Annotated in this window: 18 protein-coding genes; 5 read left to right on the top strand and 13 right to left on the bottom strand. The window is 66.6% G+C overall.

What is annotated here, in order from left to right; all coding sequences use genetic code 11:
* The first annotated feature begins 2 nt into the window (after nucleotides 1–2).
* Both urtD and urtE read left to right on the top strand, forming a co-directional pair.
* A complete protein-coding gene (gene urtD, locus AC3WMA_RS00710) occupies nucleotides 3–767 on the top strand; it encodes an urea ABC transporter ATP-binding protein UrtD (protein ID WP_492283501.1) in 765 nt (254 codons plus the stop codon).
* A gap of 4 nt (nucleotides 768–771) precedes the next feature.
* Entirely contained in the window at nucleotides 772–1,467 is a 696-nt protein-coding gene (urtE, locus tag AC3WMA_RS00705) for an urea ABC transporter ATP-binding subunit UrtE (RefSeq protein ID WP_492283500.1), read from the top strand.
* A 16-nt stretch (nucleotides 1,468–1,483) separates the two neighbouring features.
* Here the strand turns inward: urtE and AC3WMA_RS00700 are convergent, their stop codons facing one another.
* The 11 genes from AC3WMA_RS00700 to AC3WMA_RS00650 form a co-directional block, all read right to left on the bottom strand.
* Nucleotides 1,484–2,326 (bottom strand): IclR family transcriptional regulator, encoded by an 843-nt coding sequence (locus tag AC3WMA_RS00700; RefSeq protein WP_492283499.1) that lies wholly within the window; start codon nucleotides 2,324–2,326, stop codon nucleotides 1,484–1,486.
* A 31-nt stretch (nucleotides 2,327–2,357) separates the two neighbouring features.
* The gene (locus tag AC3WMA_RS00695) at nucleotides 2,358–3,563 is read right to left on the bottom strand and encodes an amidohydrolase/deacetylase family metallohydrolase (RefSeq protein ID WP_492283498.1); all 1,206 of its coding nucleotides are present in this window, start codon (nucleotides 3,561–3,563) and stop codon (nucleotides 2,358–2,360) included.
* 1 nt (nucleotide 3,564) lies between these two features.
* A complete protein-coding gene (locus tag AC3WMA_RS00690) occupies nucleotides 3,565–4,437 on the bottom strand; it encodes an ABC transporter permease (protein ID WP_492283497.1) in 873 nt (290 codons plus the stop codon).
* Complete coding sequence (locus AC3WMA_RS00685; RefSeq protein WP_492283496.1) at nucleotides 4,437–5,378, bottom strand: ABC transporter permease; 942 nt, start codon at nucleotides 5,376–5,378, stop codon at nucleotides 4,437–4,439. Before AC3WMA_RS00685 ends, AC3WMA_RS00690 begins: the two co-directional genes overlap by 1 nt.
* A gap of 60 nt (nucleotides 5,379–5,438) precedes the next feature.
* Nucleotides 5,439–6,962, bottom strand: a complete 1,524-nt coding sequence (locus AC3WMA_RS00680) for an ABC transporter substrate-binding protein (RefSeq protein ID WP_492283495.1) — start codon at nucleotides 6,960–6,962, stop codon at nucleotides 5,439–5,441.
* Between the two features lie 83 nt (nucleotides 6,963–7,045).
* Nucleotides 7,046–8,245 carry an aminotransferase class V-fold PLP-dependent enzyme gene (locus AC3WMA_RS00675; protein WP_492283494.1) on the bottom strand — a complete coding sequence of 400 codons (1,200 nt, stop codon included), beginning with the start codon at nucleotides 8,243–8,245 and terminating at the stop codon, nucleotides 7,046–7,048.
* A gap of 41 nt (nucleotides 8,246–8,286) precedes the next feature.
* Nucleotides 8,287–8,775, bottom strand: coding sequence for a RidA family protein (locus AC3WMA_RS00670; protein ID WP_257731863.1), 489 nt, complete (start codon nucleotides 8,773–8,775; stop codon nucleotides 8,287–8,289).
* A 7-nt stretch (nucleotides 8,776–8,782) separates the two neighbouring features.
* Entirely contained in the window at nucleotides 8,783–9,595 is an 813-nt protein-coding gene (locus AC3WMA_RS00665; protein WP_492283493.1) for an amino acid ABC transporter ATP-binding protein, read from the bottom strand.
* Nucleotides 9,596–9,607: 12 nt separating this feature from the next.
* Nucleotides 9,608–10,243: an amino acid ABC transporter permease gene (locus tag AC3WMA_RS00660; protein ID WP_492283492.1), complete on the bottom strand. Its 636-nt coding sequence runs from the start codon at nucleotides 10,241–10,243 to the stop codon at nucleotides 9,608–9,610.
* Nucleotides 10,244–10,247: 4 nt separating this feature from the next.
* A complete protein-coding gene (locus AC3WMA_RS00655) occupies nucleotides 10,248–10,916 on the bottom strand; it encodes an amino acid ABC transporter permease (protein WP_293806435.1) in 669 nt (222 codons plus the stop codon).
* 75 nt (nucleotides 10,917–10,991) lie between these two features.
* Complete coding sequence (locus AC3WMA_RS00650; RefSeq protein WP_492283491.1) at nucleotides 10,992–11,864, bottom strand: transporter substrate-binding domain-containing protein; 873 nt, start codon at nucleotides 11,862–11,864, stop codon at nucleotides 10,992–10,994.
* Between the two features lie 467 nt (nucleotides 11,865–12,331).
* Here AC3WMA_RS00650 and AC3WMA_RS00645 point away from each other — a divergent pair, with 467 nt between their 5' ends.
* Nucleotides 12,332–13,858 (top strand): ABC transporter substrate-binding protein, encoded by a 1,527-nt coding sequence (locus AC3WMA_RS00645; protein ID WP_492283490.1) that lies wholly within the window; start codon nucleotides 12,332–12,334, stop codon nucleotides 13,856–13,858.
* Nucleotides 13,859–14,001: 143 nt separating this feature from the next.
* Here the strand turns inward: AC3WMA_RS00645 and AC3WMA_RS00640 are convergent, their stop codons facing one another.
* Together AC3WMA_RS00640 and AC3WMA_RS00635 are read right to left on the bottom strand one after the other, a co-directional pair.
* Entirely contained in the window at nucleotides 14,002–15,327 is a 1,326-nt protein-coding gene (locus AC3WMA_RS00640) for an NAD(P)/FAD-dependent oxidoreductase (RefSeq protein WP_492284720.1), read from the bottom strand.
* Between the two features lie 49 nt (nucleotides 15,328–15,376).
* On the bottom strand, nucleotides 15,377–16,123 hold the full coding sequence (locus AC3WMA_RS00635) for a GntR family transcriptional regulator (RefSeq protein ID WP_492283489.1): 747 nt from the start codon (nucleotides 16,121–16,123) through the stop codon (nucleotides 15,377–15,379).
* Between the two features lie 213 nt (nucleotides 16,124–16,336).
* Here AC3WMA_RS00635 and AC3WMA_RS00630 point away from each other — a divergent pair, with 213 nt between their 5' ends.
* Together AC3WMA_RS00630 and AC3WMA_RS00625 are read left to right on the top strand one after the other, a co-directional pair.
* The gene (locus AC3WMA_RS00630; protein ID WP_492283488.1) at nucleotides 16,337–17,350 is read left to right on the top strand and encodes an SIS domain-containing protein; all 1,014 of its coding nucleotides are present in this window, start codon (nucleotides 16,337–16,339) and stop codon (nucleotides 17,348–17,350) included.
* 17 nt (nucleotides 17,351–17,367) lie between these two features.
* Nucleotides 17,368–18,204 (top strand): PfkB family carbohydrate kinase, encoded by an 837-nt coding sequence (locus AC3WMA_RS00625; RefSeq protein ID WP_492283487.1) that lies wholly within the window; start codon nucleotides 17,368–17,370, stop codon nucleotides 18,202–18,204.
* The last annotated feature ends 5 nt before the right edge of the window (nucleotides 18,205–18,209 follow it).

The raw sequence follows: 18,209 nt of genomic DNA, 5'->3' as shown, positions 1-18,209 counted from the left end.
TCATGAACGCTCCGGTGCCCGGCGCTCTCACCTCCTCGCTGCTCTATCTCGACGGCGTCAGCGTCTCTTTCGACGGCTTCAAGGCCATCCGCGGCCTGTCGCTGACCATCGAGCCCGGCGAGATGCGCGCGATCATCGGTCCAAACGGCGCCGGCAAGACCACGATGATGGACATCATCACTGGCAAGACGAAGCCCGATGTCGGCACCGTGATGTTCGGCGGCAGCGTCGATCTGACGAAGCTCGACGAGGCCGCCATCGCCAATCTCGGCATCGGCCGCAAGTTCCAGAAGCCGACCGTCTTCGACTTCCACACCATCGAGGACAATATCCTGCTCGCGCTGAAATCGAAGCGCACGGTCGGCAAGACGCTGTTCTGGAAGACGGAGGCTCCGCAGCAGAAGCGCATCGACGAGATCCTCGGCATCATCCGCCTCGCCGATCGTCGCGAGCGGCTGGCGGGCTCGCTCTCGCATGGCCAGAAGCAGTGGCTGGAGATCGGCATGCTGCTGGCCCAGGACCCCAAGCTCCTGCTCATCGACGAGCCGGCCGCCGGCATGACCGATGGCGAGACCGCGCAGACGGCCGTGCTGCTCAAGGAGATCGCGCGGGATCATTCTGTCATCGTCGTCGAGCACGACATGGGCTTCATCCGCGAGCTCGGCGTGAAGGTCACGGTGCTGCACGAGGGCTCGGTACTGGCGGAAGGTCCGCTCGATCATGTCAGCGCCAATGAGCGCGTCGTCGAAGTCTATCTGGGGCGGTGACCGCATGCTCGATGTCAACGCCATCAACCTGCATTACGGCGCCGCCCAGGCGCTGCGTCGCGTCTCCGTCGCCGCCGAGACCGGAAAGGTCACGTGCGTGATGGGCCGCAACGGCGTCGGCAAGACCTCGCTGATGCGCGCCATCGTCGGCCATCAGCCGATTTCCGGGGGCCATATCCGCCTCGACGGAGAGGACATCTCGGCCCTGCGCAGCGAGGATCGCGCGCGGGCCGGCATCGCCTATGTGCCGCAGGGGCGGGAGATCTTCCCGCTGCTGACGGTGAAGGAGAATCTGGAGACCGGCTTCGCGCCGCTGAAGCGCCGCGAGCGCTTCGTCCCGGATGAACTCTTCGACCTGTTCCCCGTGCTGAAGACCATGCTGGGCCGGCGCGGCGGAGACCTCTCGGGTGGCCAGCAGCAGCAACTCGCGATTGCGCGGGCGCTGGTCACCCGACCCAGGCTGCTGGTGCTGGACGAGCCGACCGAGGGCATCCAGCCTTCGATCATCAAGGATATCGGCCGCGCCATCGACTATCTGCGCCAGAAGGGCGGCATGGCGATCGTGCTGGTCGAGCAATATTACGACTTCGCCCGCGATCTCGCCGACACGATGTTCGTGATGGATCGCGGCGAGGTCGTGCTATCCGGCCCGATGAATGAGCTCGACGGCGCCCAGGTCCAGCGCCTGATCCAGGTCTAGGGCCTAAAGGCGCGCTTCAGCCGAACTTGCGCCCGGCGGCGAAGGAGCCCATGCGCCAGCCGAGCTTTTCCTCGATCCGCCGGGCCGCGGCCTTCACCGCCTCGACGAAATTCGCGTGCTCCTCGTTCACCCGGAACTCGGGCAGCACGATCGAGACCGTGATCGGGCAGGTGCCGGCCTCGTCCAGTACCGGCGCCGCGATGCAGGCGACGGCGTAATCCGACTCTCCGGCCTGGATCGATACGCCTGCGGTCAGGGCGTCGCGCGACTGGGCGAGCAGGGTGGAGGGGTCGGTGACGGCGCGGCCCGTCGGCGAGGCCTTGGCGCTCTTGCGGAAGAGGGCAGCCCGCTCCGCCTCGTCGAGCCCGGCCACCAGCAGCCGGCCCGAGGCCGTCCAGTTCAACGGCACGCGCGTTCCGACGCGCGAGGTGATGACGAAATGGCCGGGCCCTTCGGCCATGGCCTCGACCACCATCATGCCGCCGTCGCGGCCGCAGATCTGCACGGTTTCGCCGACCTCGCGCGAGAGCACATGCATCTCATGCGTCGCGACATTGATGACCTGGAGATCGCGCGCATAGGCGAGGCCGTAATGGTAGAGCCTCGGTCCCAGCCAGACGCCGCCGTCGCCGGCGCGGGCCAGCAGGCTCTTTTCGAGCAGATCCTCGACGATGGCATAGACGGTCGAGAGCGGCGCGCCGATGGCACGGGCGATCTCATAGGCGGTCAGCGCCCGCCCTTCCTGCTGGAGATGGTCGAGGATCTGCACGGCGCGATCGATGCCGCTGACGCGCGAGCGCCGCTGCCCGGTTGCTTCCGGTGCGCTTTCGCTATCCTGCGTCGTCGGGACCTTGCTCATACCTGCGCTTTCATCCCTCTTGCTCGCCAAGTCAACGCCAGGACAGACCATGGCTATGCCGGACGAGCCGGCGCGGACGCGGCACATAGCGGCTGGCCGTGATCGCATCAGTGCCGATCACGGCATGGCGCGGCTCGAACAGCCGCGTCAGCTGCGAGACGTCGCCATTGGAATCGGTCGCTTCCAGATCGCTGTCGACGATGTCGAAGATCGTGAAATCGGCGCGCTGGCCCACGGTCAGCCGGTCCGTCATGTCGAGCTTGATCACCGAGGCAGGGGCATGGGTCACCGCCTGGATGATGGCGTCGAAGGGCATGCCGACTGAGAGCAGCTTCGACATCGTCGTCGCGAGGTCCCAGACCGGGAAGTTCATGCAGCGATTATGCAGGTCGGTCGAGATCGAGAACGGCATCAATCCGCGCTGGATCGCGGCCTCCGCCACCTTGAAGGAGAAGGAGGCGCCGCCATGGCCGATATCGAGCCGCACGCCCTCGGCCGCGCAGCGCTCGGCCAGCTTGAACAGGTCCTCGTCCTCCAGGATGCTCGAACCCGCCTTGCCGTTGAAGCAATGGGTGACGACGTCGCCCGGTCCGAGAATCTCCAGCACCTCGTCATAGAGGGCCGGCGGCTCGCCGACATGGACCATCATCGGCAGCTTCAGGATCTTGGCGATCTTCTTGCCGAGCTTGACCGGCGTTACCCCCCAGGAGCCGGTGATGACATGGCTCGCGCGCACCTTGAGGCCGACGATATGCTCGCTGTTCTCGGCATAGCATTCGATGATGCGGTCGAGGTCGATATCCTTGATGTCGCGGAGCTCCGGCACGCGGTTGCAGGCGACGAGGCCGATCGAGCCGAGATTGAGGAAGGCCTTGATCCGCTCGCGCGCCGGCTCGATGACATATTCGCGGAAGCCGTGGAAATTGGCTTCGCCGGCCGAACCCGCATCGACCATCGTGGTGACGCCGCGCTCGGCCCCGCAATCGCTCGGCCGGAGCGAGATGTCGGTGCCGCCATGCCAGACATGGACATGGAGATCGATCCAGCCCGGCGAGACGAAGGCGCCCTTGCCGTCGATCCGCTGCGCATCGGCCGGCGCCGCCAGCCCTGCACCGATCGCCGCGATCCTGCCGTCGCCACCGACCAGGATGTCGGTGGCCGCGGCAGGGATCGCCGGTCCGAAGGCGACCGGCTTCACATTGGCGATGAGTAGCGGCTGCCGCGTGGCAGGTGTCATATCAGAGGTCCTTCCGCAGGCGCGGATCGAGCAGGTCGCGCAGGCCGTCGCCCACCATCTGCAGGGAGAGCACGGCGAGCACGATGGCGAGGCCGGGGAAATAGGTCATCCAGTCGGCCTGGCCGATATATTGCCGGCCCGACGAGATCATCGTGCCCCAGGTCGGGATGTCCGGGCTGACGCCGAGCCCGAGGAAGGAGAGCCCAGCCTCGGCCAGCATGGCGCTGGCGAAGATGAAGGTGGCCTGCACCGTGATCGGCGAGACGATGTTCGGCAGGACATGCCGGAACATGATCCGCAGGGTCGGGTTGCCGAAGGCGCGCGCCGCCTCGACATAGGGCAACTCGCGGATCACCAGCGTCGCGGCCCGTACGATGCGCGCGAGCCTGGGCGCATAGACGATCGAGAGCGCGATGATCACCGTCATCAGCGAGGGGCCGAGCGCCGCGACGAGCGCGATCGCGAGCAGGATGTCGGGGAAGGCCATCATCGCGTCGATCAGGCGCGCGATCGGCGTATCCAGCCGCTTGAAGAACCCGGCGAGCAGCCCGAGCGTCACGCCGATCAGCGAGGACAGCACGACGACGGCCGCGCCGACCGAAAGCGACAGCCGGCCCGCATAGAGCATGCGCGAGAAGATATCCCGGCCGAACTCGTCCGTGCCGAACCAGTAGATGCCTGAGGGCGGCTTCAGCCGGTTGACGATCGAGAGCCGGCCCGGCGCATACGGTGCGAGCAGCGGCGCAAGGGCCGCCAGCAGCACGAAGACGATCAGGATCGCGAGGCCGAACGCCACCATGCGGCGCTTCAGCAGATGGCGGAGGAATGTCCGGCCGCGGTTCGGTGCCGGTGCGTCGGGAGCGAGATCGGTCATCAGTAGCGCACCCTCGGATCGACCAGCAGATAGAGCATGTCGATCGCGAAATTGATCAGGACGTAGAGGCCGGCGATGACGAGCAGGGCGCCCTGGATGACGGGATAGTCGCGCCTGAGCACGGCGGAGACCACGAGATTGCCGACGCCCGGCAGGCCGAACACGGTCTCGGTTACCACCGCGCCGGAGATCAGCACGGCGGCGGTGAGGCCGAGCACGGTCAGGATCGGGATCAGCGCGTTCTTCAGCGCATGGGTCAGGACGACCTTCTGCTCGCCCAGCCCCTTGGCGCGGGCGGTGCGGATATAGTCGTCGCCGAGCACGTCGAGCATCGAGGCGCGGGTGAAGCGCATGATCAGCGCCGAGGAGACGAGCCCGAGCGCGACCGCCGGCAGGATCAGGTGCTTGATGCGCTCCAGCAGGCTGGTATCGGGGCCGCCATAGCCGGAGACCGGCAGGATGCCGAGACGCACCGCGAAGACCTGCATCAGGATCAGCCCCAGCCAGAAGCCGGGGATGCTGGCGCCGAGCATGGCGAGCGTCGTCGCCGCCTGGTCGAGGAAGGAGCCGCGCCGGTAGGCGGCATAGATGCCGACCGGCAGGGCGATGGTGCTCGCGATCGCCAGCGAGAGCAGCGTCAGGAAGAAGGTCGGCTCCGCCCGCTCCATCAGCGCCGAGGTCACCGGCATGTTCAGGAAGATCGACTGGCCGAGATCGCCGCGCAGCAACTGCCCGACATAGATCACGTATTGCGACAGGATCGAGCGATCGAGGCCGAGCCTTGTGCGCAGGTCGGCGACGTCCTGCGCCGTGGCGTCGGGGCCGAGCATCACCGCGGCGGGATCGCCCGGCGTGACGCGCACGATCACGAAGACGATCGTGACGACGAGCAGCATGACCGCGATCATGCCGGATAGGCGTTGAAGGATGTAGCCGACCATGGCGCGACCTCTCGTTGCTCGCCGTCCGGCAGCGATCACGCGGCCGGACGGCGAGGGGGATCACTTCTTGAGGGTGACGTTCCAGAAATACGGCCAGGGCGCCGGGACGACGCCGTCGAGCTTGGCGGATTTCGCGGAGAGGGCGTTGAAGTCGCCGATCTTGATGAAGGGCACCTCGTCATAGATCGTCTTCTGAACGTTGGCCCAGAGCGCGGCGCGCTTGGCCGGGTCGGCCTCCGAGGTGAAGGCGTCGACGGCGGCCTTGCGGGCCGGGGTGTCCCACCAGCCGGGCGAGCTGGTCGAGAGCGAGCCGATCAGCGCCGGTTCCGGCAGGAAGGGGCTATGGGTGATGTAGATCTCCCAGAGCGCCTTGTCGGTGCGCCGCTGGGTCAGCGTCGCCCAGTCGACCACCTGCAGATCGACGGTAAAGCCAGCGAGCTTAAGGTATTCGGCGGCGACCTGCGCCATCTTGTAGTGGAACTCGTACTGGCGGCTGGTCAGGATGCGGATCGGCTCGCCCTTGTAGCCGGCGGCCTTGGCCGCGGCCTTCGCCTTGTCGGCGTCGCCGACATTGTAGTTCCCGGCCACGCCGGCATCCGTGTTCCAGACATAGCCGGGCGGATAGATATTGCCGTCGAGCGCGTAGAACTCCTTGGTTCCGAACGCCGCCGCCAGCATGTCTTCCATGTTGAGCGCCGTGCGGATCGCCTTGCGCACGGCGAGGTTCTTGGCCGCGCCCTCGGCAGTGTTCATGACGAAGACGGGATAGCCGAAGGGCTTCAGCACGACGGGCTGCGAGGCCGCGCCCTTCAGCCGGTCGAAGGATTCCACGGGAATCGCATCGACATAGGAATACTGGCCGGAGACGGCCGACTCGACGCGGGTATTGGCATCCGGAACCGGCACGAAGCGGACCTCGTCCAGCAGCGGGCGCCGTGCCCCGCCATAACCATCGCCGGCGCCGTCACGCGGCTTGTAGCCGGCGAAGCGGGCGAGCTGGATATACTGGTCGGCCTTGCGCTCCTTCAGCATGTAGGGGCCGGTGCCGATGAACTCCTTCATCGGCTCGTCCTGCTTCTTCGCGGGGATGATGATCGCCGCGGAGTTGTTGAAGGCGAGCAGCGAGAGCAGCGGCGCGTAAGGCTCCTTCAGCGTGATGACGACCGAGGCCGGACCCGCCGCCTCGACGCTCTCGATGAAGCCCGCCGCCTGCTTGCCGCGCGAGGCGAGCTTCATCCAGCGCTTCAGCGAGGCGACGGCATCCTCGGCGGTGAGGTCCGAGCCGTCATGGAACTTCACGCCCGGTCGCAGCGCGATCGTGTACTTCTTGCCGTCGGCGCTGACCGTGGGCAGCGCGTCGGCGAGCAGCGGGGTCACCTTCCAGCTCTTGTCGAAGGTGTAGAGCGTCTCGAAGATATGCTGGGAGATCGTCCCGACGAGGTCCGCGGTCGAGACCATCGGATCCAGGGTCGGCGGTTCGCCGACGGTCGCGACGGTCGCGATCCCGCCCGCCTCCTGAGCGGGAGCGAGGGACGGGGCGGTGAGCAGGCTGCAGGCGAGGAGGCATCCGAGCAGGCGTTTCATGGTCCCTCACATTCTTTTATTATGTAGTATTATGCTCAATAACAGAATATCGGCGCGCGGCGATTGTCAACGCGCACCGGTCCTCAATCCGGCCATTTCGCCAGCGAGGCGGCACGCCGGTTGCGGCGTTCGATCAGCGGAGACGCGATGATCGTGTTGCTGCGCCGCGCCGTCTCCAGCTCGGCGACGATGCGCTCGGCGACGATCTCCTCCTGGTCCGGGTGCAGGTTGCAGGGGTCGAGGTAGAAATGGCCGTGCTCGACCTCGTGGTCCCTGACGATCACGGGCGGCGTGCCACGCGCCAGCGCGTCGGCCAGGTCCCAGGCGGTGATATGCGCCTGCTCGGGATCGACCGAGAGCTTCATCCGGTCGAGTGGGTTGTTCGTCGGGTCGGGCTCGATCACAGCCGTCACGCCGGGGCGGTCGCTGAAGCGGGCGAGCCAGAGGTCGAGCGCACGCTGCTCGCGCGCCCTGATGCCGGCATGGTCGCGCTTCTCCCACGCCTCCAGCGCCGCCATCGTGCCGAGCACGCTTTCCTTGCCGATCTTCATGCCGCGGCCGATGCCGCCATTCTGGATGAAGGCGGCCCGGACGAGGGCCTTGCGGCCGGCGACGATGCCGCCGGTCGGTCCACCCAGGAACTTGTGCGAGGAATAGAGCACGATGTCGGCGCCGGCAGCGAGGAAGCCGCGCAGGTCGTATTCGGAGGCCGCATCGACGATAACCGGCACGCCGCGCTCGTGGCAGATCGCTGCGAACTCATCGAGCGGGAGCAGGCCGTACTGCACCGTATGGTGCGAGACGACATAGAGGGCTGCCGCAGTGTGCTCGGAAATCGCCCCCGCGAGCTGATAGGCGCGGGCGCTGGTGGCCTGCCCGACGACGATCGGCGTTGCCCCCGCGAGCCGGATCGCCTGGTCGACAGGCGCGCCATACCCGACCATATGCCCCATCATCACCACGACCTCATCCTTGAGGCCGCTGGCGTCCGGCAATTGCTCGACGGCATAGAGATCGTCGCCCGTCATGGCGCCCGCGATCGCGAGCGTGATCCCGGCCGAGCAGGAGGCGGTGACGAAGCCGGCCTCGCTGCCGCAGAGCCGCGCGATCACGGCGCTGGCCTTGCGCTGGAGGTCGTCGACCTCGACGAATTGCGGCAGGATCGCCGTCATCGCCGCGACCGCTTCAGGCACCACGATCGAGGCGCCGAGCGCCGTCATCGTCCCCGAGACGTTGATGACGGGGCGCAGGCCCAGCGACGGACGGATGTCGGAAGCAGACATGGCATTCTCCTGGACGGCAGGCGGCGGGGCGTTCGCCCCGGTCATGAGATGGCGACGATCGCCTCGATCTCGACGGTGATCTGTCTGGGCAGCGAGCCGAAGCCGACCGCCGAGCGGGCATGTTTTCCGGCCTCGCCGAACACGGCGACGAAGAGGTCGGAGCAGCCGTTGATGACGGCCGGGTGGTCGCTGAAATCCGGCTCGGCATTGACCATGCCGAGCAGCTTGACGACCCGGCGCACCCGGCCGAGATCGCCCAGCGCCTCGTGCAGCACGGCGAGCAGGTTGAGGCCGGTCAGCCGGGCATGGTCATAGGCCTCGGCGACGCTGACATCGCGGCCGACCTTGCCGGTATGAAGCCGGCCGTCCTCATGCGTCGGCCCCTGGCCGGAGAGATAGATCAGGCCGCCTTCCTGGACATGGGTGGCGAAATTGCCGATCGGCTTCGGCAATTCGGGCAGCGTCAGGCCGAGTTCAGCCAGCCGCCGGTAGGGCGTCGTGTCGGGAAAGGTCGAAAGCACTGCGTTCATGGTGTCCTCACGCCGGATTGGGGCGGAAGCCGACGAAGCGCGACAGGAAGGAGCGCAGCCGTTCATGCGGCTGCTCGCCGAAGACCTGCGCGGGCGGGGCATCGATCACGATCCGGCCTTGGTCGGTGAAGACGACGCGGTCCGCCACCTCCTGCGCGAAGGCCATTTCGTGGGTGACGAGGATCATGGTGCGCCCCTCGGCGGCGAGTTCCTGCACCACGGCGAGCACCTCGCCGACCAGTTCGGGGTCGAGCGCGGAGGTGATCTCGTCGAGCAGCAGTACCTTCGGCTCCATCGCCACGGCCCGGGCGATGCCGACGCGCTGCTGCTGGCCGCCGGACATCTGCGAGGGCAGGGCATCGACCTTGGCGGCGAGCCCGACGCGGGCGAGCCATTTCTCGGCGATGGCGCGTGCCTCGGCCTTGGGCCGACCGCGCGACTTCATCAGGCCGAGCATGATGTTCTCAGCGGCGGTGAGATGCGGGAACAGGTTGAACTGCTGGAACACCATGGCGGCATCGACGCGGATCGCGGCCAGCTCCCGGTCGCTGCGGCGCTTGCGGGCGCCCGAGCCTTCGCGATAGCCGACCTCGGTCCCGTCGATCCGGATCGAGCCGCCGTCATATTCTTCGAGGAAGTTGATGCAGCGCAGCAGCGTGGTCTTGCCGCTGCCGGAGGGGCCGATGATCGCGACGACCTCGCCCTTGCCGACGCGGAGGTCGACGCCCTTCAGCACCTGATTGGCGCCGAAGGACTTGGTCAGGCCCTCGATCGCGATCACCGGTGTTCCGGCGGAAGCACGGGCATCCGTTTCGGCCATGGATGCCTCCTTTCAGACGAAGCGCTTCTCGAGCCGGCGGCTGAGCGCCGAGAGCGGGAAGTTGATGGCGAAATACATCAGCGCGCCGATGAGATAGAGCGGCAGCGCCACATGGGTGCGCCCGATCACCTGCTGCAGCGACAGCATCAGGTCGACGATCCCGAGCAGCGAGACCAGCGAGGAGCCCTTCACGGTGTCGACGACGCTGTTGACGAAGGGCGGCAGGAAGCGGCGTACGGCCTGCGGCGCCAGCACATGCACGAAGCGGTCGAACAGGGTGAGCCCGATCGCCTTGGCGGCCTCGGTCTGGCCGGCCGGGATCGACTGGAAGGAACCGCGCGTGATCTCGATGATCTGCGCCGACTTGAACGCCGTCAGCGCCACGATCGCGGCGAGCAGGCTCGGCAGGTTCACCTTGATCGCCGGCAGGCCATAATAGACGAAATAGAGCAGGACGAGGATCGGCACGCCGCGCACGAAATCGGCATAGAGCCGGATCGGCACGCGCGCCCAGAGCGGCCCGAAGGCGAGCACGCAGCCGAGTGGCAAACCGACGATCAGCGACAGCACGATCACACAGGCCGAGACCAGCAGGGTCGTCAGCAGGCCGTCGACGAGGAAGGGCAGAGTCTGGATCAGCATCGCCATGCCGTCACCGAGCGATCGAATAGCGCCGCTCGGCGAGGCGCAGCAGCAGCAGGATGGCGTAGCTGGTGATCAGGTAGATCGGAGTCGCCAGGAGATAGACCTCGACCGTGCGGAAGGTCTGCGTCTCGATCCAGCGCATGCCATAGGCGAGCTCGGGCACGGCGATGGCCGAGGCGATCGAGGTGTCCTTGAACAGCGAGACATAGGTGTTGGACAGCGAGGGCAGGGCGATGCGCATCGCGGTCGGCAGGCGCACATGCCAGAGCACCTTCATCGGGGTGAGCCCGATCGCCTTGCCGGCCTCGATGAGCCCGCGCGGCACGGCTTCGAGGCCCGCGCGCATCACCTCGACCAGATAGGCGCCGGAATAGATCGAGAGCGTCGCGACGAAGGAGGTCACGGCGTCATATTGCAGGTCGATGGCGCTGGGGATGCCGTAGAAGACGAGATAGACCAGCAGCAGCAGCGGCACGTTGCGGACGAATTCGACATAGGCCGCGATCAGTGGGCGCGCCCATTTCGGGCCGTCCAGGCTGATCAGCGCCAGCACGAGGCCGATCGCCATGCCGATCGCGATGCTCGCCGCCGCGAGTTCGAGGCTGAGCAGGAGCCCCTCGAACAGCTTGCCGGCATAGCGCCAGACGATCGCGAAGTTGAAGTGATAGTTCGCCATGGTCCCGAAGGTCAGCCGGGCATCGGGGGCGGAAGGGCGTGAGGGACGCCCTTCCTTGTGCGAAGCGTGGGACGGTCAGAAGCGCGGCAGGCCGGGCTGGCGCTGCGGCGGCTCCGCGCCGAAATAATCCTTCGCCGCCGCGTCGTAGAGCTCGTTCTGATGCCCGAAGATCGCGATGTCGAAGGTGGTGTTGACGAAGCGCACCCAGTCGGGGTCGCCCTGCTTCATGCCGGCACCGTAGAGCATCGTGTTCCAGGACTTGCCGGCATCGGCATATTTGTCGGGATGGCGCTTGGCGAGCCAACCGACGGTGGAAAGGTCGACGGCGGCAGCGTCGACACGCTTCGAGTCGAGCGCCAGGATGACGTTGGCCTGGCTGTCGATCTGCATCACGGTCGCCTGCGGCAGCACCTTCTTCACCGAGGCCTCGGCATCGACATTCTGCAGGATCGAGACGCGGGCGGAGGAGCCCGCCTTGAGCAGCGCGTCGAAGCTCTTCTTGTCGCTGTCCGGTCGGGTCAGGAGCGCGATGCCCTCGACATAGTAGGGGCGCGAGAAGGCGATGAGCTGCGCCCGCGCCGGAGACATGGTCATGAACTGGATGACGATGTCGACCTTGCCGGTATTGATGTTGGGGATGCGCTGGGCCGCGTCCTGCCGGACGAACTCGACCTTACTCGCGTCGTCGAACAGCCCCTTGGCCAGGATCCGGCCCATGGTGATGTCCATGCCGACGAGCTGGCCCTTCTCGTCCTCGAAATGCCAGGGCGCGTTGGTGGAGCCTGTGCCGACGATCAGCTTGCCGCGATCCAGCACCGTGCGCAGCAGGCTGTTCGGCGCGGATTGCGCCGCCGCCTCCCGCGCCGTACTCGCCGCTGCGGCCAGTGCGAGGCCGCCGATCAGTCCACCCTTCAGCAGAAGCCTTTTGCCTTCATCTGTCTCGCTCATTGGCGATACCCCTCTTTGCAAGATTAATCCATAATTGCAGAATATATCTTGTAGTAAGGGATGCTAGTGAGGCTTTCGCCGGGAAGTCAAGCGTCAGCGCAATCTGCCCGGATGAACGGCTCTCACGAGGAGGTGCGCTCGTAGCGCGCCGACACCGGCTGACCGCGGTTTTGGTATATACCATTGAAGGTGCGGTCCCGCCGTCAAGATGCTGGCCGAGCGCCGATTCCGGGGGCAATGCCATGCGTGAGGCGAGCCGAGGAGGAGGGCGCAAGCGGCTCATTTTGCGTTGCGGTATCAGCAGGTGCGCACCTGACGCGTGTCATTCTGCCATGCGTGGTGGCGGAAGCTGCCCTTTGGTCAGAGCGCCGGCATTGTGATCCGGAGAAGCATTGACAATCTGGTATACACCAAATCATTCTGCCTCTCGGCCTTTCAGGCCGCCATACAATAGAGAGGGGTATTCGATGCAGCCGATCTCTCGCCGCTCTGTGCTCGCCGCCGGTGCAGCCCTGCCTCTCCTGGGCCTGCGGGCTCATGCTCAAGCCGGGGGCAAAATCCTCCGCTTCGGCCTGTCGAGTTTCCCGCCCAGCCTCCAACCCTGGCTCCATACCGGGACGGCTGCCCTGACGGTGAAGCTCCTGATCTTCCGCGGCCTGACCGGCTTCGACGAGAAGGGCGAGGTCAGGCCGGAACTCGCCGAATCCTGGGAGCGCGAGGGCGAAACCACCTGGGTCTTCAAGCTCCGCCAGGCGACGTTCCAGAACGGCAAGCCGGTCACGTCCGAAGACGTGAAATGGACGCTTGAGCAGGTCGCCGCGCCCCATTCGACAGCCTTCATGAAGGCCGAGTTCGGCGGCGTCGAGCGCATCGAGACGCCCGATGCCCGTACCGTCCGCATCGTCATGAAGCAGCCGACCGTGACGCTGCCGATCTGGCTCGCAAGCCCGCATATGCCGATCATCGCCAAGGACTCGATCGAGGGCCGGGCGGGGCTCGGCGTCGGCGCCGGCCCCTTCGTGCTGAAAGGGCAGGAGCGCGGCGCCTCGATCGAGGTCGCCAAGTTCGACAAGTACTACAAACCCGGCCTGCCCAAGCTCGACGGCATCAGGCTCGTCGCCTATGCCGACGAGAACCTGCGCGTCGCCGCGCTCCAGGCCGGCGATATCGACCTGATCGAATACGTGCCTTGGCAGTCGATGGGCACGATCGAGAAGGATTCCCGCCTGCGGCTTGTCGCGGTCGATGGCCCCTTCATGGGCCTGAACTTCAATGGCGGCGCGGGGCCGTTCAAGGACGTTCGTCTGCGCCAGGCGGTGGCTCATGCCATCCGCCGCGAGGATATCGTGCAGGCCGCCTTCTTCGGGCGAGGGAGCAAGCTCGAGGGCATCCCGATCCCTTCGAGCAGCCCCTATTTCGACAAGGGACGCTCCGGTTTCTGGAACTACGATCCGGCCAAGGCGAAGAAGCTGATGGCCGAGGCCGGCGTGCCGAACGGCTTCACCTGCACGCTGCTTTCGACCGCGCAATACGGCATGCACAAGTCCACCGCCGAAGTCGTGCAGGCCAATCTCGCCGAGATCGGCATCCAGGCGACGCTGAACCTGCCGGATTGGGCCGCCCGCGTCGATCTCGCCGGCAAGGGTCGTTACGATTTCATGGTCCAGGGCACGACGGCGGACAATAACGACCCCGACGGCCTCGCCCCGCTGCTCGATGGCGATCTACCCGCCAACATGGCACGCAGCTGGCAGATCCCGACGCCCGAGATCCATGCGCTCTTCGCCAAGGGCCGCGCCGAGTTCGATCCGGCCAAGCGCAAGGCGATCTATGCCGAACTGGAGAAATCCGCTTTGGAACAGGCGCCGCTCGTCGGTCTCGCCTGGCGCTCGCAGGGCTATGCGATGGTCAAAGGCCTCAGCGGCTTCAAGTGCTACCCGGGCGGAACGAACTTCTTCTCCGCCTACTCGCTCGACGAGGCGGCGCTCGCCTGAGCGGCCTCGATACTTTCGTCATTCTCGGGCGACCGAAGGGAGACCCGAGAATCTCTTGCAGGAGGAGGCGCGAGAGCCTCCATGTCATGAGATGCTCGGGTCAAGCCCGAGCATGACGGCGGCGTCGCAGTTCAACCTGACACTCACCCCGCCCGCGTCGTCCGCTCCAGCCGCGAAAAACGCTCCAGCCGGAAGGGCTTGGGATCGATCATCGGCGTGCGGCCGCTGACGAGATCGGCGATCAGGCGTCCGGCGCCGGGGCCGATTCCGAAGCCATGGCCCGAGAAGCCGGTGGCAAGGAAGAAGCCAGGCAGGCGCGGCACCTCGCCGATAACAGGCACGGCATCGGGCGTCGCATCGATCAGCCCGCCCCAGCTTTCCTTGATCCTTAGATTGGCGAAGGCGGGGAAGGCCGCGATCAGGTTGCGCTTGGCCTCTTCCAGGATGGCCGCGGACGGCTTCGGATCGAGGATGCGCGTCTGCTCGAACGGCGTCTTGTCGTCGAGCGACCAACGGGTCCTCCGGCGGGCCTCCTCGATGAAGCGCCCACCGATCCTGAGCCGTAATTCGTGGCGCTGCCGGCCGAAGGACGGCAGGAAATCGAAGAGGAGCCGGAAGCTGTCCGGCACGATCTCGGCCACGCTCGCGCCGCGATGGGCGACGGTGTAGCCGCCATCCTGTCGCTTGCGGAAGGCGAAGTCGGAGGCGCCGACGGCATGGGTCGGCGGCCCGTCGAGCGGCTCGGTCCGGAACACCGAGCCCAGCACCTTAAGCGCCGGCAGGTCGATGCCGAGATTGCCGAGGAACAGCCGTGACCAGGCACCGCCCGCCAGCACGACACGCTGGCAGGCGATCCGGCCGCGCTCGGTGACGACGGCGCTGACGCGTCCCCCAGTCGTCTCGATGCCGCGCACGGCGCAGCGCGTCAGCACGGTGCCGCCATGGCGGCGCAGCGCCCGTGCCATCGCCGGGACGGCCTTCTGCGGTTCGGCGCGGGCATCGCTCGGCGTGAACATCGCACCCGCAAAGGCGCGTTTTCCTCCGGGGATGACGGCGTCGATCTCGCGTGTGCTGAGCAGGCGCGAGTCGAGCTGGTAGGTCTTGGCGTGTTCCAGCCAGGCTTCGTGCTCGGCGAGCTTGGCCGGGGTGTCGGCGACATAGACGATGCCGGAGCGGGTGAAGCCGGTATCGCCGCCAACGAGCCGATCCATGTCCTCCCAGAGCCGCATGCTTTCGAGCCCGAGCGGAATCTCGCCGGGATCGCGCCCCATGACGCGGACCCAGCCCCAGTTGCGCCCGGACTGCTCATGCCCGACCTCGCCTTTCTCGCAGACGGTGACCGAGATGCCCTCGCGCGCCAGGAAGAGCGCGGTCGTGATGCCGATGATGCCGCCGCCGATGACGACGACATCGCTGGAAGCGGGCAGGGATGCGTCCGGCTCGATGGTTTCGATGGTGATGCCCATCAGGGAGGCTCCGGCGGCGGAAGGAGAGGAAGAGGAAGATCGCTTACGCCGCTCAGCCGCGGGCAGGGGGCGTCGAGCTGCGGAAGACGACGTGATGGGGGTGGTTGACCGAGCGCATGTACTCGACCGGCCGGCCCTCGCCGTCCCGCGCCACGATCCGCAGCACCAATGTCGGCGATCCCGGCGCCAATGCGAGCAGTTGCGCTTCCCGCTCCGTCGCCGTGCCGACGCTGATCTCGCGGTCGCGGATGCTGATCTCGATGCCGTAGCGCTGCCGCAGCAACTCGTAGAGCGATTGGCCGGAGAGCAGGTCCTCGGCCGACAGGCCGGGCACGCTGCCGGCCGGCAGATAGCTCGTCTCGATGCAGAAGGCCTCGTCGTTCACGCTGCGCAGGCGCCGCGCCATGATCAGCGTGCTGCCCGGTGCCAGTTCGAGGCGCTGCGCGATGCTCTCGCTCGCCGCTTCCTCGCCGAAATGCAGCAGCTTGCTGCCGGGCTCGCCGCCGGCATTGCGGATGATGCGGGCGATGCCGAGCGAAGCCGACGCATCGATCGGCCGCGAGACCTGGACCAGCGGAACGCGCGTGCCGCTGGTGCCATTGCGCTCCAGCACATTGCGCTCGACCAGCCGGTCGATCGCCTTGCGCACGGTCATGCGGTTGATGCCGAGCGCATCGGCCAGCGTCCGCTCGGACGGAATCCGGTCGCCGGGGCCGTAATCCGGCCCGCCGATGAGGTCGAGGAGATAGTCCTGCACCTCGACATAGATCGGTTTGACGCCCTTCAGCGGGTTCGACATGCCTTGCGTCTCGGTCCCCATGCCTTTCGACGTGCGCAGCTGTCGGAATCCGAGGCGCGGCGCCTTCTTCGTCTTTAAGGCGAAACGGTCGCGGAGCGCTACTGGTCGGGAGGGGCGTTTGGAGCTCATGGAACAGGCTTGACAGGGGTTGGTATATGGAATTGGTGTATACCAATTCTGCTGCCTCTTTGAAAGCCCGTCCGGGAGCCCATCATGTCCATCGCTTTCGACCGTGACGCCGTCCTGTCCGGCCTGGAGCCGACGCGCGCCGCGCTGCCGAAAGCCTATACGCTGGGGCAGGAAATGGCTCCCGGGATCGACCGCATCTATCTCGTCGCTTGCGGCTCGGCGAACCGCGCGATGCTCGGCATCCAGTACTGGCTGGAGCGCTATTCTCCCGGCATCGAGGTCAGGCGCTATTTCCCGGCCGAGTTCATGGCGATCGACCCGCCGCGCTTGAACGAGCGGACGCTGGTCCTGCTGGCCTCGAAATCCGGCACGACGCCGGAGACGGTCGCCGCCGCGCATTTCCTCAAGGATAGGCCCTGCCAGGTCGTCGCCTTCAGCCAGTATGGCGAGAAGCCGCTGGCGCAGGTGGTGCCGCGGCATTTCCTCGTCGGCGACACCAGCGAATCCTTCGCTGCCATGTTCATGCTGATGCAGGCGCTGATCGGCGGCCTGATGTCGGCCAAGGAAGGCTGGCCGCTCGGCGAGAAGCTCCTGGCTTCGCTCGACGCGCTGCCAGTGGCGATGTGCGATGCGGCTGAGCAGAACGAAACACGCGCCGCCGCCGATGCCGAGGCCTATGCGGGTGACGATCGCATCTACCACGTCGCCTCCGGGCCCGGCTTCACCACGGCCTACGTTTTCGGCGTCTGCATCCTCATGGAGATGCTCTGGCTGCACAGCTATCCGATCGAGGCGGCCGAGTTCTTCCACGGCCCCTTCGAGATCGTCGACAAGCAGACGCCGATGATCCTGATCACCGGCGAAGACCCGAGCCGGCCCCTGATGGAGCGTGTCGTCAAGTTCTGCGACATCTATGCCGGGCGGGTGATGAACTACGATTCCCGCGCCTTCGCGATGAAGGGCATCGACCCGGAGATCCGCCCGATCGTCGCGCCTTATGTCCTGCAGGCGGCGCTCAAGCGCTTCTCCGCGCATCTCTCGGTGCTGCGCAACCAGCCGCTGACGACCCGCCGCTACATGTGGAAAGTGGCCTACTGATCCGAGGTGTTGCCGTGATGCCGCAAAGGCTGCTGGGGTTGGGGGACAACACGGTCGACACTTATGTCGACCGTCGCCTCCAGTTTCCCGGCGGCAACGCGGTCAATGTCGCGGTGCAGGCAAGGCGGCTGGGGGCGGAAACAGGCTATCTCGGTTGCCTCGGCTCGGATGAGGCCGGCAGGCTCCTGAGCGTTGCCCTGGCACAGGAAGGTGTCGATACCACGCGCTGCCGCATCAGGCCCGGCCCGAACGCCCGCGCCTTTATTGGGCATGACGGACAGGATCGGCGCTTCCTGCGCTCCCAGCGCGGGGTGCGGGGCGAATGGGGCGCCTTCGACGCTGCCGACCGCGCCTATATCGCCGGCTACGACCTCGTTCATTCCAGCATCTACAGCGAACTCGGCGACGCATTGCCGTTGGTCCGCGGCGCGGCCCGGCGCCTGTCCTACGACTTCTCCGAACGCTGGACCGACGAAAACCTCGCGGCGACGCTGCCGGCCATCGATATCGCGTTCCTGTCGCATCCTTCCGCCTCGGACGAAGACTGCCGCGCCCTGCTCGAGCGCTGCATCGGCTGGGGCGCAGGCATGGTCGTGGCGACGCGCGGCGCGAAGGGCGCGATGGCGCTGGCCGCGGGCCGTTTCCATGAGCAGGCGGCCAACCCTGCATCGGTGGTGGATACACTCGGCGCCGGCGACGGTTTCATCGCCGCTTGCCTGCTGGCCATACTGGATGGAGCCGGCATTCCAGCGGCGCTGGCTGCGGGAGCGAAGCAGGCGGCGCAGGTCTGCGGTTATCAGGGCGGCTTCGGCCATGGCGTGGCGTGGAAACCGACCGAGGTCGCCGTACCGTAAGGGAG

The organism is Allobosea sp. FW305-C-101 (assembly GCF_058783685.1).
The sequence above is the reverse complement of the archived record's forward strand: the minus strand, read 5'-3'. Positions and strand labels throughout refer to the sequence as shown.